The 16,175-nt window shown below is 59.5% G+C and carries 11 protein-coding genes; 3 read left to right on the top strand and 8 right to left on the bottom strand.

The window, feature by feature from the left end:
- Nucleotides 1–35 precede the first annotated feature (35 nt).
- The 5 genes from WG939_RS11225 to WG939_RS11245 all read right to left on the bottom strand — a co-directional run bounded on the left by WG939_RS11225 (nt 36) and on the right by WG939_RS11245 (nt 7,585).
- Nucleotides 36–2,684, bottom strand: a complete 2,649-nt coding sequence (locus tag WG939_RS11225; RefSeq protein WP_339985819.1) for a S8 family peptidase — start codon at nt 2,682–2,684, stop codon at nt 36–38.
- Nucleotides 2,685–3,049: 365 nt separating this feature from the next.
- Complete coding sequence (locus WG939_RS11230) at nt 3,050–3,685, bottom strand: anaerobic ribonucleoside-triphosphate reductase activating protein (RefSeq protein ID WP_339985821.1); 636 nt, start codon at nt 3,683–3,685, stop codon at nt 3,050–3,052.
- Nucleotides 3,660–5,399: a ribonucleoside triphosphate reductase gene (locus tag WG939_RS11235; protein WP_339985823.1), complete on the bottom strand. Its 1,740-nt coding sequence runs from the start codon at nt 5,397–5,399 to the stop codon at nt 3,660–3,662. Before WG939_RS11235 ends, WG939_RS11230 begins: the two co-directional genes overlap by 26 nt.
- A gap of 71 nt (nt 5,400–5,470) precedes the next feature.
- A complete protein-coding gene (locus tag WG939_RS11240) occupies nt 5,471–5,938 on the bottom strand; it encodes a GNAT family N-acetyltransferase (protein ID WP_339985825.1) in 468 nt (155 codons plus the stop codon).
- Nucleotides 5,939–6,217: 279 nt separating this feature from the next.
- The gene (locus WG939_RS11245; RefSeq protein ID WP_339985827.1) at nt 6,218–7,585 is read right to left on the bottom strand and encodes an FAD-dependent oxidoreductase; all 1,368 of its coding nucleotides are present in this window, start codon (nt 7,583–7,585) and stop codon (nt 6,218–6,220) included.
- A gap of 235 nt (nt 7,586–7,820) precedes the next feature.
- On the opposite strand from WG939_RS11245, the gene pta reads away from it, so the two are divergent.
- Both pta and WG939_RS11255 read left to right on the top strand, forming a co-directional pair.
- On the top strand, nt 7,821–9,173 hold the full coding sequence (pta, locus tag WG939_RS11250; protein WP_339985829.1) for a phosphate acetyltransferase: 1,353 nt from the start codon (nt 7,821–7,823) through the stop codon (nt 9,171–9,173).
- The gene (locus WG939_RS11255) at nt 9,170–10,363 is read left to right on the top strand and encodes an acetate kinase (protein WP_339985831.1); all 1,194 of its coding nucleotides are present in this window, start codon (nt 9,170–9,172) and stop codon (nt 10,361–10,363) included. Before pta ends, WG939_RS11255 begins: the two co-directional genes overlap by 4 nt.
- A gap of 360 nt (nt 10,364–10,723) precedes the next feature.
- Here the strand turns inward: WG939_RS11255 and WG939_RS11260 are convergent, their stop codons facing one another.
- The 3 genes from WG939_RS11260 to WG939_RS11270 are packed head-to-tail and all read right to left on the bottom strand — an operon-like array spanning nt 10,724 to nt 15,537.
- The gene (locus WG939_RS11260; protein WP_445227909.1) at nt 10,724–13,105 is read right to left on the bottom strand and encodes a tetratricopeptide repeat protein; all 2,382 of its coding nucleotides are present in this window, start codon (nt 13,103–13,105) and stop codon (nt 10,724–10,726) included.
- Nucleotides 13,102–14,079 (bottom strand): glutamate ABC transporter substrate-binding protein, encoded by a 978-nt coding sequence (locus WG939_RS11265; protein ID WP_339985833.1) that lies wholly within the window; start codon nt 14,077–14,079, stop codon nt 13,102–13,104. The genes WG939_RS11260 and WG939_RS11265 overlap by 4 nt, the downstream gene beginning before the upstream one ends.
- Entirely contained in the window at nt 14,080–15,537 is a 1,458-nt protein-coding gene (locus tag WG939_RS11270; protein ID WP_339985835.1) for a phenol hydroxylase, read from the bottom strand.
- 100 nt (nt 15,538–15,637) lie between these two features.
- On the opposite strand from WG939_RS11270, the gene WG939_RS11275 reads away from it, so the two are divergent.
- On the top strand, nt 15,638–16,132 hold the full coding sequence (locus WG939_RS11275; protein ID WP_339985837.1) for an NUDIX hydrolase: 495 nt from the start codon (nt 15,638–15,640) through the stop codon (nt 16,130–16,132).
- Nucleotides 16,133–16,175: the final 43 nt, after the last annotated feature.

Genomic DNA, 16,175 nt, shown 5'->3' on the forward strand with positions numbered 1-16,175 from the left:
CGTTGCGCGTGGCTCCGGGCCCTCCGGAGGAGTTCTTAGCTCAGCTGGGAGCTTCCGTCAGCACCGCCGACGTTGAAGATGCGAGCCAGGATTCCAGCCAGGCCAGCGAAGATGCCAGCGAAGCCAGCCTGGGTGGAGGAACCGTTGTCCTGGTTACCGAACAGGTTCGGTGCGAAGAAGTGAGCGATCAGGCCGAAGACACCACCAAAGATCAGAGGTAGGAACCACAGGCCGGAGGTGGAAGATCCGCTGTCACCAGGTGCAGGAGCCGGAGCGCCTGGGGTGGTGGTGACGGTAACTGGTGCTTCCTGCACGGTCGTGGTGGAGGTGACGGTCTCGGTTGCGACTTCGGTGACCTCAACGTTTGGAGCCGTGGTGGTCACGGTGGTTGGGGTGCCGTTGTTGGTGGTCGTGATCGTGGTTGGAACTTCCTTGGTCACGGTCACAGCAGGCTCAGTGGTGACCTCAACCTGGGTCTCGGTAGCAACTGGAGCGGTCTCGGTCGCGGTCACCGCTGGTTCGGTGACAACCGGCAGCGTGGTGGTGATCGTGGTTGGAACCGTATCGGTCTGCGTGATGGTCACAGGAGCGGCGGTAACCGTGTTGGTTGCCGTGGTGGTCTCAGTGATGGTGCTTGGAGTACCGCTCACGGTGGTGGTCTGAACAACGGTCGTAGGCTCGGTGATCACCGTGGTGATTGGAGCAGCGGTCACCGTAGAAGGAAGCGTGGTGGTCTCGGTGACAGTGGAAGGAACACCATTCTCGGTGGTGGTTACAACCACGGTGGTTGGAACGCCAACAGTCATGGTCTCCACAGGGGCAGTCTCAGTGACGGTGGTGGTCTGCGGCGCAGGCTCAACAGTGGCGGTTACGGTCTGAGCTGGTGCAGTCACGGTAGCCACGGAAGTAGAGGTCACGGTGGTGGTGAACGTGGTCGTGGTGTTCACCGTGGTTGCCGGATCGGTGGTTGCAGGAGCGGTCGTCGCAGGTGCAGTGGTAGCAGGCGTGGTGGTGACGGCCTGAGTACAGGACTTGCCACCTTCCTCCATTGCCTGGCACACAGCGGCGTAGGCATCGACGATGCCGGCGCCCAAGCCTTCAGTCTTGTATGGGGCGTTGCGCTCCATGCCGTTGTACGGATCGATGAAAGATGGCTCGGTTTCGTATGCGTAAGCCGTAGACTTCAGGATGCGCTCAACGTCGTTCCACTTCAGAGCAGGGTTTGCATCAAGCATCATCGCAACAACGCCGGCAACCAGTGGGGTAGCCATGGAGGTGCCCTGCATCATGTCGTAGGACTCGGACACAGGCACGGTAGCGCCGGTGTTCACGGTGTTGTAGATGCCAGCCTCTGGGTTGATTGGCTCGTTATTCCAACCGTTGGGGGCCATGTTGCCGCCAGGAGCGCCGAAGTCAACCACCTGTGGGTCGCCAGGGGCGTCGTAGTTAGAGAATGTGGAACGGTAGCCTTCAGGGCCGGTTGCACCAACGGTGAGGACGTTCTTGCAGTTTGCCGGGGACTTACCTACGGAAGGCTCGTTCTCGTTGCCGGCAGCGATCAGGACAACTGCGCCTACGCTGTTTGCGTAGTCAATTGCATCCTGGGTGATGGTGCCACAAGTGCCGTCGCCACCCAGTGAAAGGTTGATGACCTTGGAAGGGTTAGGGTTCTTGTACGTGAAGGTAGTGCTGTCGGTGCCCTTCAAGTGAGGGGAAATGGTCTTGCCAGCAGCCCAGGCAATGCCGTCTGCGATGTCAGAGGTGTAACCGCCACATGCGCCCAGGGCGCGAATCGGCTGAATCTTAGCGTCTGGCGCGACGCCGGCAACGCCCTTGGAGTTGTTGGTTGCAGCTGCTGCAATGCCCGCCACGTGGGTGCCGTGCCAGACGGAGTTTGCTGGGTCATTTTGACCACATTGGTTGTAAGTTACCCAGTCGCCCTCGTCCTGAGGGTCGTTGTCACGGCCGTCGTGGTCGCGGGACATTGAGGAATCCCACAGCATATCCGCACCTTGGATGACCTTGGAGTTCAGATCGGAGTGGTCGGTGATGCCTGAGTCGACGATGGCGATGTTCTGGGAAGCACCCTTATAGCCGAGGTCCCAGGCCTTGATAACGTTGGCGCCCTTAGCTTCAGGTCCGTTGAGGTACCACTGGTAGGGGTAATCGGTGTCATTAGGCGCAGCCATGGCGGACATCTTGGCGGATGCCTGGATCAGCTCGCGCTGTTCCTTGGTCATGGTTGGGGTGATGCGGATGAACTTGTCGATGTCAGCGTGGTAGATCTCAGCCTTGGACTCAAGGTGTCCACGCAGTGCGTTGATCTTGTCGGCGCCGACGATTGGCTTGCTCAGCTGAATGACCATGTCGCCGTTGTGGGCATACTTACCTGCTTCAACGGTGGTATCGGGAGCGTGTTCCTTGAGAATCTCGTCGACGACAGCCATCTTGCGCTCTTCCGTCAGCAGATCCATGTTTTGCTGGAAGCGGATAACCAGTCGGTCTACGACTTCATCTGGAGCGACGTCTACGTGTGGAAGGTAGCGATCTTCTTCAAAATTAACCTGGTTCTCAGGTTGTGGAGCTTGCTCCTGCGCAACTGCTGGGACATGTGTTGCTCCCAAAGTAAGGCTAAGGGAGCACATAATGGCCCCGAGCCGTGTGGAGTTCTTATTCAAAGACATTGGGTGATATTTCCTCAAATGTGGCCTTGTAGTCTGCTTTTGCGGCCCAAAGTGCGCAGCGGCAGAAGCTAGTTCTGGACATAAGTGACACTATCCCAATGGACATGTTCTTGAAAGTTAACTGACAATAGTCTGATCGACGAAGATTGTTGCAATTAAATAAAAGCCAGTTGTTATTAGCTGCGGTTAAGGAAGTGCTGGGATTATGGTTGGTGCGCGATTGAAAAATTGCAAAGCAATGAAAAATATGCAAAAGAAAAACGTCTGTGAAATTTATCACACGTGGGAATGTGTTATTGCATTGCAACGCGTTCTTTGAGGTACATCCACGTTTTGCAGTGAATATAAGCAATTGTTCAACAATGTTATTGAACTGAGTTTGTGAACCAGCCCTCTGAATTCACACCGCGGGCATGTTGTACCACTAATTTATGCCCTGCTTCTGCTACTGCTTCCTGAAGCTGCGTTAAGTGCTCAGAAAACGCAGGCCAGACGGTTGTCCTGACCTGCACCTCCACGTTGCACGAGGTCAAAAAGTCAAGACACTCCCACGCGCCCCGAGCAGCGCGGGCGGACATGCCAAAGAGACGCTCACAATCGGCCGGAAACCCCTTAATATCCAAGCCAACCCAGTCAGGTGTCGTGTCTTTTTTCTGCAACAGGGCCTCCACTGCTGCAGGGCGATAACCAGAAGTATGCAGTCCCACAGGAAAGCCCATCTCATGCACCCGGGCAATGGCGAGACCAAGGCCCGGGTGAATCGTCGGCTCGCCGCCGGAGATGACTAGGCCGTCGATAAGCCCGCGACGCTGCTCGAGCACCTCAAAGACGGCGTCAAAGGGCTGCCCCGGCACAATCGGCCGCAAGCTGGGGTTGTGGCAGTATCGGCACGCGAGCGGGCAGCCCTGGGTGAATGCGGTGACGGTGAGGTGGCCAGGCCAGTCCGTGGCGGAGAAGGGGATGACCCCGGCGAGATCAGGAAGCGAAGTAGACCCGCTCATGAAACTCGCCCTTCTTGCCCGTGTTGAAGCTGGCCACAGGTCGGAAGTAGCCCATCACGCGCGTCCACACCTCAGTTTCCTCACCGCAGTGGCAGACCGGCTGCTCGCCCGCAAGGTATCCGTGGGTCGGGCAGATCGAGTACGTCGGAGTGATGGTGAGATAAGGGAGCCGGAAGTTCTCCAGCGCGCGACGAACCAGTTTTGCGCACGCCACACCATCGTCCAAATATGCACCCATGTACAGATGCAGCACCGTGCCGCCGGTGTACAGCGTCTGCAGATCATCCTGCAGCTCCAGCGCGCGGAACGGGTCTGGAGTGTGGCTGACCGGCAGCTGGGTGGAGTTGGTGTAGTACGGCTCCTCCGGGGTACCCGCCTGAATGATGTCCGGGTACTTCTGCTTGTCCAGGCGCGCGAAGCGATACGTGGTGCCCTCCGCCGGCGTAGCCTCCAGGTTGTACAGGTGCCCGGTTTCCTCCTGGGCCTGCGTCAGCAAGTCGCGGATGTGCAGGAGCAGGCGCGTCGCCAAATCCTTGTGCTCCGTGATGTCCCCGCCGGTCAGATTGCGGATCATCTCATTCACACCATTCACGCCGACCGTGGAGAAATGATTATCGAGTGTCGGAAGCCACCGCGCCGTGTACGGGTACAGGCCCTTCTCCAGCAGCTCCTGGACCTTTGCACGCCGTCGCTCGAGCGTATCGACGGCCATGGCTACCAATCTCGTTACTTCGGCCTCGATTTCTTCCATCGACTCACAGCGGTAGCCAAGGCGGGCGCAATTCAGCGTGACCACGCCAATGGAGCCAGTCTGCTCAGCAGAACCGAACAAACCATTACCGCGCTTCAGAAGCTCCCTAAGATCCAGCTGCAGACGACAACACATCGAACGGATATCACCCGGATCGAGATCAGAATTGATGAAGTTCTGGAAGTATGGCAGGCCGTACTTCGCTGTCATCGTGAACAGCGCCTTTGCGTTCTCTGACTCCCAATCGAAATCCTTCGTAATGTTGTACGTCGGGATCGGGAAGGTGAACGGGCGGCCGTCGGCATCGCCCTCGGAAAGGACTGCGATAAAGGCCTTATTAATAAGGTCCATTTCATGCTGGAGTTCCCCATAAGGCACCTCGCCGACCATCGGGTACTCATCCTTCAGGTCTTCAGGGCACGTCCAGTCCAACGTCACGTTGGTGAACGGGGTTTGGGTGCCCCACCTACTTGGCACATTCAGGTTAAAAACGAACTCCTGAATCTGCTGGTAGACCTGCTCGTACGTGAGATTGTCATTGCGCACGTAAGGGGCCAAGTAAGTGTCAAAGGACGAGAACGCCTGGGCGCCAGCCCACTCATTTTGGAGTGTGCCCAGGAAGTTCACCATCTGCCCAAGCGCACTGGACAAGTGCTGTGGTGGGGTAGAGGAAATAGTGCCGGGAACACCGCCGAAACCCTCCGCCAACAGTTGGCGCAGGGACCAGCCGGCGCAGTATCCGCCCAGCATATCGAGGTCATGAATATGAATATCGCCGTCACGGTGCGCCTGGCCGGCTTCCGGGCTGAACACTTCGTCCAGCCAATAGTTAGCCACCACCTTGCCGGCAGAGTTCAAGATCATGCCGCCAAGGGAATAATCCTGGTTCGCGTTGGCGTTAACGCGCCAGTCCCGCCTATCGAGGTACTCCTGAATCGTGCTCGTCGAGTCAATGACAGTCATACAGCCAACCCTATTACTGAATTACACGGCTGTAATCGTGATTATTATCCCGGGAACTTTTTCCGGATTCGCTAGTGGAGCTTCATCATTGGGGTCAGAGTGATGTCCGCGAATGGGTACTCAGGGGCGATCTGTCGGAAACCGAAACGCTCGTACCAGCCCTTAAGTGGGGTGCGGGCATCGAGAACGAGGTCCTTTTCCGGATATGTCTCGTCAGCCCAATTGATCACGAACTCCATGAGCTTCTTGGACAGGCCCGAGCCGCGCTCCTTTTCAGCCACGCACACGCGACCAAGACGCATGACATCGTGGCCATCCACGACATCCTCATACACGCGAATATTGCCCAACAGCTCATTCTTCTCTGGGCTATCCCACGCCAGAATGTGCCTGGTGGTTTCCAGGGCGTCAGTCTCGTCGACTTCCTTGTAAGCGGTGTTCTGCTCCTCAACAAAAATGCCCACGCGGAGCTTGTACACTTCGTGAACCTCCAGTGCAGTGAGGTCCTTTAGCTGCGAAATTTCGACGTGGTGAGTCATGCTGCCCAAGTGTAATTAGGAATCGTTTCGGGGTCAGGTCGGTGTCCGAATTTTCAGCTTTCTTCGGTGATCGGTTTTTGTTTTTTGAATGCGATGGGGGTGGTGGGGTCGTCTGTTTATCGGGTGCGAATCGTTCCCCCTGAGTCAGGGAACGATTCGAGGTGGGGGCAAAAGAAAGTGCGGGTTTAGTTCCGCGGGAATCCCCGGTGCCGTTTAATGAAAACGACTGATAACCAGTAATCCCCGCGGAACTAAACCCGCACTAGTTAAGAAACGAACCTAGTCAGCGGACAGGTCGCCACGAGAATGCTTGACCATCTCGTCCCACTCGACGATCTTCTTGCGCTCGCGACCTTCAACCTCGCCGAGTGCCTTTTCAGCTGCATCGAGCTGGTACCAGCCATCCCAGGTGGTGAATGGGATGTTGCGGGAATCCAGGAACTCGATCACGGCTTCTGGAGCTGGGGAAGCTGGCTCCGCCAACGCACCTGCAGCGTAATCGGTGAGGAGCATGTCGGTGGTTTCCTTGGCATCGGACTTGGTGTTGCCGATCAGTCCGACAGGTCCGCGCTTGACCCAGCCAGTGGCGTAGAGGCCAGGAACGATGGAACCGTCAGCATTGATTACGTGGCCACCGTCGTTGCGGATCACGTTCTTAGCGGCGTCGAAAGGTACCTCTGGCATTTCGTCGGACTTGTAGCCGACTGCGCGGTAGACGGACTGGACTGGCCATTCAGTGAACTTGCCGGTGCCACGGACGCCACCGTTGCCGTCGAGTTCCATGCGCTCGGTCTTGAGGCCGGTGACCTTGCCGTCTTCGCCGAGGATCTCCACTGGGGCTTCGAAGAAGTGGATGTACAGCTTGTGTGGCGCGCCCTTTGGTTCGCGCATCGCGTAGCCCTCGAGGGTCTGGCAGACGAGGTCGACAGACTTTGCGTCGCGACGTGCCGCGATGGAAGCTTCGTCGTAGTCGATGTCCTCAGGGTCGACGATGACCTCAATATTAGGGGAGTGATCCAGTTCCTTGAGCTCCAGCGGAGTGAATTTTGCTTGGGCTGGGCCACGGCGTCCGAAGACGTGAATCTCGGTGGCCTTGTTTTCCTTCAAGGTGTTGTACACGTTGTCAGGAATTTCGGTGACATGCAGCTCGTCAGCAGTCTTGGCCAGGATTCGGGCGACATCGAGGCCAACGTTACCCACGCCGATCACGGCTGCGGAAGTAGCGGAGAGATCCCAGGTGCGCTTGAAGTTCGGATTGCCGTCGTAGAAACCAACGAAGTCGGCAGCGCCGAAGGAGCCTTCCAGGTCAATGCCTGGGATTTCAAGATCGCGGTCGAGGGTGGCACCGGTGGAGAAGATGATGGCATCGTAGAATCGGCGGAGTTCGTCGACAGTGATGTCCTTACCAATCTCGATGTTGCCCAGTAGTCGCAGCTCATCGCGGTCGAGGACGCGGTGGAGAGAGCTGACGATGCCCTTGATGCGTGGGTGGTCTGGGGCGACACCGTAGCGGATGAGGCCGAATGGTGCGGGCATGCGCTCGTACAGGTCGATGCTCACCTCTTGCCCGGATTTCATCAGAATGTCCGAAGCGTAAATGCCGGCTGGGCCGGCGCCAATCACAGCAACACGAAGTGGTCGAGACATGAGGTACGCAGAGTCCTTTTAATACGCGGAAATATGGATACAGGTAGATCCATTCTAGGTGAGTTGGCGGGCCATCCCAATTCTGCAAAGTCAAATTTTGTTGACGGTGCCACTCAGTATGTCGAAACGCCACACATTCTGTAGACTTCGGAAATGAGTCACAGTTTCTCACTGTACGAAGGTTTTATCACTTACCCAATTGCTTGAAAAGCAACATTTTCAGAAAGGACGGCTCATGACTGAATCAGTCTTGATCACGTCAGTCGGGCGTACTTTGGACGGCTTCGACCTGGATGCCTTCGCAACCGAACACGGCTTGAAGGTCCGTCCACTCACCGATGGGGTGGCAGATCTCGCCGAAATCCTCGCATCGCGCCCACTCGCAGACGGCCCAGCCCTGCTCGTTGGTACCGGTTCCATTGACTACGACGCGAAGGCTGCTGCAGCTCTTGGCGTCGGCATGTTCATCTTGGCTGACGAACGCACTCCGCGCGCGGACCTGTCGGTTCTGCACGCACAGGAGCTCGGCGCCACGGTACTTGGCGTGTTCAATGACAAGGAGCAAGCTCCAAACCTCGACGTGAAGGTCGAGCCAGTAATGAGCGCAGAGGTTTTCACCGATTGGCTGATCGGTCGTGCTCGCGAAGCAGGTTCTCACATCGTGCTGCCTGAAGGCGACGATGATCGCATCCTGGAGGCTGCCCACTACCTGCTCGCTGACGACACCGTAAAGCTCACCATCCTCGGTGACCCAGCTGCCATCAACGCTCGCGCAGAGCACCTCGGCCTGGACCTGTCCAAGGCCAACCTCATTGACCACCTGACCTCCCCACTTGCGGATGAATTCGCCAACGACTTCTTCGAGCTTCGCAAGCACAAGGGCATGACCGAGGAGAAGGCTCGCGAAACCATGCGCGACATCTCCTACTTCGCCACCATGATGGTGCACAAGGGTCTCGCCGACGGCATGGTCTCCGGTGCCAACCACACCACCGCCCACACGATCAAGCCTTCCTTCCAGATCATCAAGACTGTTCCGGAAGCAACCGTCGTGTCCTCCATCTTCCTGATGGTCATGCGCGGCCGCCTTTGGGCTTTCGGCGACTGCGCCGTCAACCCGAACCCAACGGCCGACCAGCTCGGCGAAATCGCCGTTGTTTCCGCGCGCACCGCTGCCCAGTTCGGCATCGAGCCACGCGTCGCAATGCTGTCCTACTCCACCGGAACGTCCGGCTCGGGCCCTGACGTGGACCGCGCCACTGCGGCCGTCGCGAAGGCTCGCGAGCTCGACCCTGAGCTGCTTGTCGACGGCCCACTGCAGTTCGATGCTTCGGTCGACCCGGGCGTCGCGGCAAAGAAGATGCCAGAGTCCAAGGTGGCAGGCCAGGCCAACGTCTTCATCTTCCCAGACCTGGAGGCAGGCAACATTGGCTACAAGACTGCGCAGCGCACCGGCCACGCACTTGCTGTTGGTCCGATCCTGCAGGGTCTGAACAAGCCGGTCAATGACCTTTCTCGTGGCGCAACCGTTGAAGACATTATTAATACTGTCGCGATCACCGCGATCCAGGCCGGAGGTGCTCGATGAGCCTTGCTCTCGTCCTGAACTCTGGTTCTTCCTCCATCAAGTTCCAGATCATCGACCCAACCTCCGACGCCACCGCAGCACCATTTGCGTCCGGCCTCGTGGAACAGGTTGGCGAGCCAATGGGCCGCATCACCATCAAGCATGGTGAAGACAAGTGGGTTGAGGAGCTACCGCTCGAAGACCACGGCGTTGGCCTCAAGCGCGTGTTCGATCTCCTCGACGAGCATGGCATCGGCCCATCCGCGCTGGACATCACTGCTGTCGGCCACCGCGTGGTCCACGGTGGCCTGCTGTTCTCCCAGCCGGCAGTGATCACCGATGAGATCCTCGGCATGGTCCGCGATCTCATTCCGCTTGCCCCGCTGCACAACCCAGCGAACATCACCGGCATCGAGGTCGCTCGCGAGCTGCTGCCAGACATCCCACACGTAGCCGTCTTCGATACCGGCTTCTTCCACTCCCTGCCACCAGCTGCAGCGCTGTACGCCATCAACGCTGAAGTCGCAGGCCAGCAGGGAATTCGTCGCTACGGCTTCCACGGCACCAGCCACGAATACGTCTCCCAGCAGGTGCCGGCCCTCATCGGCCGTGACGCTGACCACACCCGCCAGATCGTGTGCCACCTCGGCAACGGTGCATCCATCTCCGCTGTCCACAACGGTCGCGCCGTAGATACCTCCATGGGCATGACCCCGCTGGCCGGCATCGTGATGGGCACCCGCTCCGGCGACATCGACCCAGGCATCGTGTTCCACCTGCTGCGCAACGGCATGTCCGTTGACGAGGTTGACGTGCTGCTCAACAAGAAGTCCGGCGTCAAGGGCATCTCTGGCGTTAACGACTTCCGTGAACTGCGCGCCATGATCGAGCAGGAAGACTCCGACGCCTGGCTCGCATACAACGTCTACATCCACAACCTGCGCAAGTACATTGGTGCCTACATGATCGCCCTCGGTCGCGTCGACGCCATCACCTTCACCGCAGGCGTAGGCGAAAACGACAACTTCGTCCGAGCAGACGCCCTGGCTGACCTCGAGGAATTCGGCATCATCCTCGACCAAGAAGCCAACAAGATCCGCTCCTCGGAGCCACGCATCATCTCCGCACCAGAATCCAAGGTCAAGGTATGCGTCGTTCCAACTAACGAAGAGCTGGCGATCGCCCGCTACGCGGTGGCGTTGGCACAGTAAGCCTCGATTGCAATTAGCGCACGGATGGGATTTCCCCTCCGTGCGCTTTTGCGTGCGGGGTGTTTCTTCGTGAATGGTGAGTTTAGGAACCCGAGTTTCGGGCGGGAATCCCGGAAATAGGACCTGTGGAGCCTCGTTTTGCTCCCAAACTCGGGTTCCTAAACTCAGGTTTCCGCGAGGTGTGGCGCTAGGAGCTCCTGATTGTAGCGGTTTCGTGCCTGTACTCCGTTTTTCCAAGCGATGCGTGGGTTTAAGAACCCGAGCTTCGGGCGGGAATCCCGGAAATAGCACCTGTGGAGCCTCGTTTTGCTCCCAAACTCGGGTTCCTAATCTCGGATTTCGCTGGAACGAAACACCAAACTAAAACCACGTCGTCGGCCGCACCGCGTTAGCCATGTCTACGAGTGCATACCTGTGCCGTGCGAATGGAGCGGAGCGGGCGAGCAGACGAAGCGTTTCCTCAAGGCCAGCCCGTAGTCCACGCTGGGTGAAGGGGTAGTCGAAGAGGTCGTTGGGGCTGGCGGCGTGGTCGAGGTCGTTGGAGCGCAGCCAGGTGAGAGCTGCGCCGAGGACCGCGGTGCGGATTTGGAGGAGGCGTGGCTCGTTGGTGGGGATTTCTTCGAGTCGGCGGGCGGCGCGGCGGATGCGCGATTCGGAAAGGGAATCGGAGACGAGCAGCAGGATTGTCGTGAGTTTCGCCATGCGGTGGTGGCGCGAGTTCTGCGGCACCTTGTCGAGGGCCGCGACGGCCAGCTCAAGGTGATTTTCTGCCATGAGCTGGCGGGACATACCGAAGGCGGAGGACACGGTGGTGGGGTTGGTTGCCCACACGAGCCGGTAGAGCCGCAAGGAGTGAAAGCGCAGGGCGAGGGGATCGGAGGTGATGTGGGACCAGGTGTTTTCGAGGTCCTTGAGGAAGGTGATGTCGATGTCATCCAGGGAAGACCCCAGCTCCGCGGTAGCCTTGGCGATCTCCGGCGTGAGCAGGGACTCGTCGCTTAAGCCCGCCTGCTGCAACAGCAGCTCATCGACGGCCGCCAGCGCCAACTTTGGTGCGGCCTCGCCGGGCAGGATCGACAGCACATTGTTGAAGTGCACCTGCGCGGTGGGGAAGTCCTCGAGCAGCAGGTTCGTGATGCCGGAGTGCCATTCGTAGCGCCAGTCGCCCTCAAGATGGAAGGACAGGGAGGAGAGCCACTTACGGGCCTCGGCGGTAAAACCCAGGTCAAGGAGGGCGCGCACCACGCCCAACGGAATCTCAACCGACCCTTCGTATTCCGGGTTCTTCATCGCTTGGCGCAGCGTCTCCAGTGCTTCCGATGGCTCGGCGTAGGAGGATCCGGAGAGCATGGGCGCGCCGATATCGGTGCGGTCGATGAGGGGGATGGGCAGGGCTGCCACGATTTCCGGTGGGGTAATGCGGACGGCGCGGTCGATGCCGTCGATAAGCTGATCGGTGCGAAACACCAGGTGCTTGGTGCCGAACGTGGTTCTTTGGGGTGAGAACAGTGAGTGCTGTGCCGGGAATTGTTTGCCGTCGCGGACAGCGAGGATTTCGCGGAGCACGCCGTAAAGCTGGGTGCGCAGCTCGTGGATGTCGCGGAAGCGTTGGGTGGGGTCCTCGTGGGTGGCGCGCAGCAGCAGGCGGTAAAGGGAGAGATGCTTGCGGAACAGTGGCTCGTCGAACGGGGACGGCAGGCCGGGATCGAGGACCCCATCAGTTGCCGGCAGGTTGCAGACGAGCGCCGCGAGGGTGCGACCGACCGTGTACACGTCGGATGCGACCGACGGGCCGGACGACGCCACCTCCGGTGCCTGGTAGCCCTTCGTTCCGTAGATGTAGCCGAAGGCGCCGATACCGGAGACGGCGCCGAGGTCGATGAGCTTGATCTGCTCCTCGGTGACCACGATGTTGTCCGGCTTCAGGTCGTTGTACACAACGCCACGCGAGTGCAGGTATTCCAGTGCCGGCAGGATCTCCAGAATGTAGGCGATTGCGATATCCACCGGCAGTACGTCGCCGGGTTGATTTCGGCGCCTATCCAGCAGTGATGGCCCGCCCACGTACTCCATCACGATGAAGCCGCCGGGCACGCGGGGATCGTCAATGAAGTTGTAAATCTTCACGATCTCCGGGTGCGTAATATCCGCCAAGAACTCGCGCTCTGCCTCCGCAGTGCCATGATCGCGCTCATTTTTACCCGCGATCATGCCCTTGAGCACCACCCAACGCCCGGACACATTGCGGTCATTGGCCAGGTAGATCCAACCCATGCCACCGTGTGCAATGACTCCGAGCACCTCATATTGCCCGGCCACCATATCGCCAGGCTGCAGCGTCGGCGGCTTGACGTTTGGGTCCGGCTCGATGATCGCGTCCTGCGGATTCGTCAGTGGCACGAAGGGAAGCTGCACCATGCCATCAGCCACGACGCGGCCCGCGCGGGTCGCGCCACGACGCTCACGGAACGTCGACAGTGCTTCTCGACGGCTCCGCGAATTCACATCTTCAGGCTCGGGAGCCTTCTGCATCCCAGCTACCCGCAGCACTGCTTCCGTGTCTAACGCTACGTCTTCGTCGTCCTCATCGTCCGCGAAGGGATCGAAAGGCACAGCAGAGGTGTGGGTGACGGAATCACGAAGGTCTTCAAGGTCGTCGATAAGCGCCCGCATTTCGCCTTCGGTGTCCTCGGCGAAGGGGTCGAACTTGACGGCTTCGGTGCGTGGATCGTTGTCGCTCACTGCTCTGCCTCCGGGCGGTAAATGATCGGCGGTGGGCCCTTGATGAACTGGTAGACCGCGAGCCATCGGTTGTACATGTCCCACCAGGTACCGTCGGAGACGATCCGTTCAATGGTGGAGTTGACCTGGCGGACCAGGCCGCTGGTGTCGTGGCGCGAGCCCGGGGTGGCGATGGCAACGCCGTAATTCTCCAGGCTGAGAGACTTGCCGACAATCCGCAGGTAGGGGTCCTGCGCTGCCATGCCGGCCAGGATCGTATCGTGCGCTACGATCGCGTCAACGCTGCCCTGTTGCAGCATCACCAGGCAGTCGGACCAGGTCTTCGCGTTCATGATGTTGACGTGATTGTTGTTCTGGCGGATGAGCTGAACAGCGGTGGAATCTTCCAGCGCGCAGGCTGTGCGGCCACTCATGTCCTGGATCGAGCTCACATTGGAGGACTCCAGCACAAGCATGCGGGTGCCGGTGGACAGGTACGGCACGGAGAAAGTCACTTGGTCTTGGGCTGCGCGGGTGATCGACAGTGAACGCAGCATGATGTCTACCTGGCCCGATTCCAGGGCTTTGACGGTGTCGCCGCTATCGACGAAACGGAAGTCAACGCGATCAGGGGAGCCGAAAATGTCCTGGGAGATCTGGCGGGCCAGTTCGATCTCGAAGCCACGGAGCTCGCCGGTGACGGGATCGCGGAAACTCAGCAGGTTGTGGGACTGATCCACACCCACGATGAGGCGGCCACGCTTGACGATGCCGGGCACGCGCTCTTCCGGTTTCTTGTCGTCGGGGCGTAGGCTGCCCACCAAATTGTCGAACTGTGGAACGCGGGCCTCAACAGAACCCGCAGCCTCAAAGGAGGCGCCCGCCGGAGCGACCGGGCGGTAGGTGACATCTGGTGCAGCCAGCTGTTCTTCCTGGGAATGGGAGCAGGCGGTGATCAGCGCGCAACTTGAGAGGACGGCGAGGAGCTTCTTCATTTACAAGTACTCCTGCAATCGAGGTCGAATACCAAGCCACATCGCAGTTACCGACGCGATCGACAGGATGAGCACCAGGGTGGACACCCAGCGGGTGGCTCGCAGGCTGTTGTTCAGATAAGTGTGCAGCGAGGATCGGGCATCGGCCATCAGCTTTGCCAGGCCCGAATCAACGGTGTTGAACTCTTCGGCAGTGGTGCCACCAGGTGTGGCGATGCCGTCCTTGGACTGGAAGGACAGCGCAGTTGCTTCCTCGTACTCGCCTTGGTCGAGGTGGCGACGCAGGTTGGAGTGCAAGGTCTCCCATTGGCTCATCGCAGCGGTGATGGAATCCATCTCTGCGCGATTGTCTCCTCGCTCGATCAGCTTGGAGGATGAGTAGGAATCGAGTTCGTCATTGACCTTGTGGATCACCCGGTCAAAGTCCTCAATGGACTGGTTAGACGTCTCGCGCCGGACCAGCGCCATGGTTTCCTGCGTGCGCGCCTGCTGGGCGAGCACGCGGGCGTCGGCAAGCGAGCTGAGTGGGGCGGTGGCTTCCTCGTAGCCCTTTGCGCCGACATACCAGGTGTAGGCATTGGTGGAAACTACCCAGAGCAGGGCGATGGTCATGAAGGCGGTGGCCACCAGGAAGCCCTTGTTCAGGCGGCGGCGCGTGCGGGAAGCCAACCAACGCTGAGCGAGCAGCAGCATGATCACGGCTGCGAACAGGCCGGAGAGCGGGATCCACTGTGGTTGGGTGAGTTCGCGCTGCTCGTCGTTAAGGCGCTGGTTGGAGATGTCCAGGAGCTCGCGGGCAGCAGGCAGGATGGTCAGGCGCATCAGCGAGGAGGCTTCTGACATGTACGCCACGCCCACAGGGTTGCCGATGCGGTTGTTGGTGCGCGCGGTTTCCACTAGGCCCGTGTACACCGGGAGCTGCGTCTGGATCTCCATGATCAGCTCGAGCTCACGGGATTGCTGCGAGCTCAGGCCCGCCGCGGCCTCGGTGGCAGCTACCGTCGCGCTTTGGATAGCCCGCTGGTAACGATCCCGCGTGGCCGGTGGTTCCACGCCTGCCTGCACAAATCCGGTGGCTGCAACCGTGTCCGCGAGGGATAGGGAGGTGAACAGGTCCTGAGCGTTCGTCGACATCGGCTCGGTGGCCGAAATCAGATTCCCCAGGGCGTTTTGGCGCCGATCAGTGGATTGGGACATGGACACGCCCGCGGCCAGGATTGCGACGGTGAGGATCAAGGTGATCAGCGTCATCATGCCCAGGGTGGTCCGGCTGAAAAACCGCAGCCTGCGGGTCCAAATAGCGGGTAGGCCGAGGGACTCGCGCATCCTGTGAGCTAGGGAGCGCTGCTCCTGCGTGGACTGGGAAACTTCCAGCCAGAGGTCTTCGGCGCGCGCGGACGCGGGGTCGCCAGGGACCATGACGGTCACCGGGGTGCCTCCAGGCTGCGCCTTACTCATAATTGCAGGATAGTTCTTTCTGTCTGGGCGTGAGAGCAGCGGGTCTAACCAGATATATCGTAACCGCGGTCACAAGCGTTTCATCGCTAAGCTGGGAGGCATGTACGGCGATGGTGATGGTTGGTCCGCTGGGCCAGACGGCACGCGGCGCTGGGGAAAGTACGGGGCCGCCGGCCTGTTTCTGTATGCCGAGCGCACCCACACAGTGTTGATGCAGCACCGGGCCTATTGGACGGCGAGCGGTGGCATGTGGGGCATCCCGGGTGGCGCTAGGGATTCACACGAGAGCGCCGTCGACGCCGCCCTGCGCGAGGCGCATGAGGAAACTGGGGTGAGCGTCGTTCCGGTGCAAGTCATCGGATCAGCCGTCACCGCGGGCCCGTATCCGGCGGACCCTGATCGCCCTGAGTTGTCCGGCAATTGGACCTACACCACCGTTGTGGCCAAGGCGCCGGTCGAGCTGGAGGTGGAATCGGACGAGGAGTCCCTGGAATTGCGGTGGGTGCCAGTGGATCAGCTCGAAGAGCTGGATCTTTTGCCCGCCTTCATTGACGCTCTCCCCATTATCCGAGAGATTCTCGGTATCAATAAATGATCACAATTCCCATTGTGAGATAGCGAATTAGTTACTTTGTGAC

The sequence above is a fragment of the Corynebacterium sp. H130 genome, from assembly GCF_037572395.1.
Taxonomy (GTDB): Bacteria; Actinomycetota; Actinomycetes; order Mycobacteriales; family Mycobacteriaceae; genus Corynebacterium.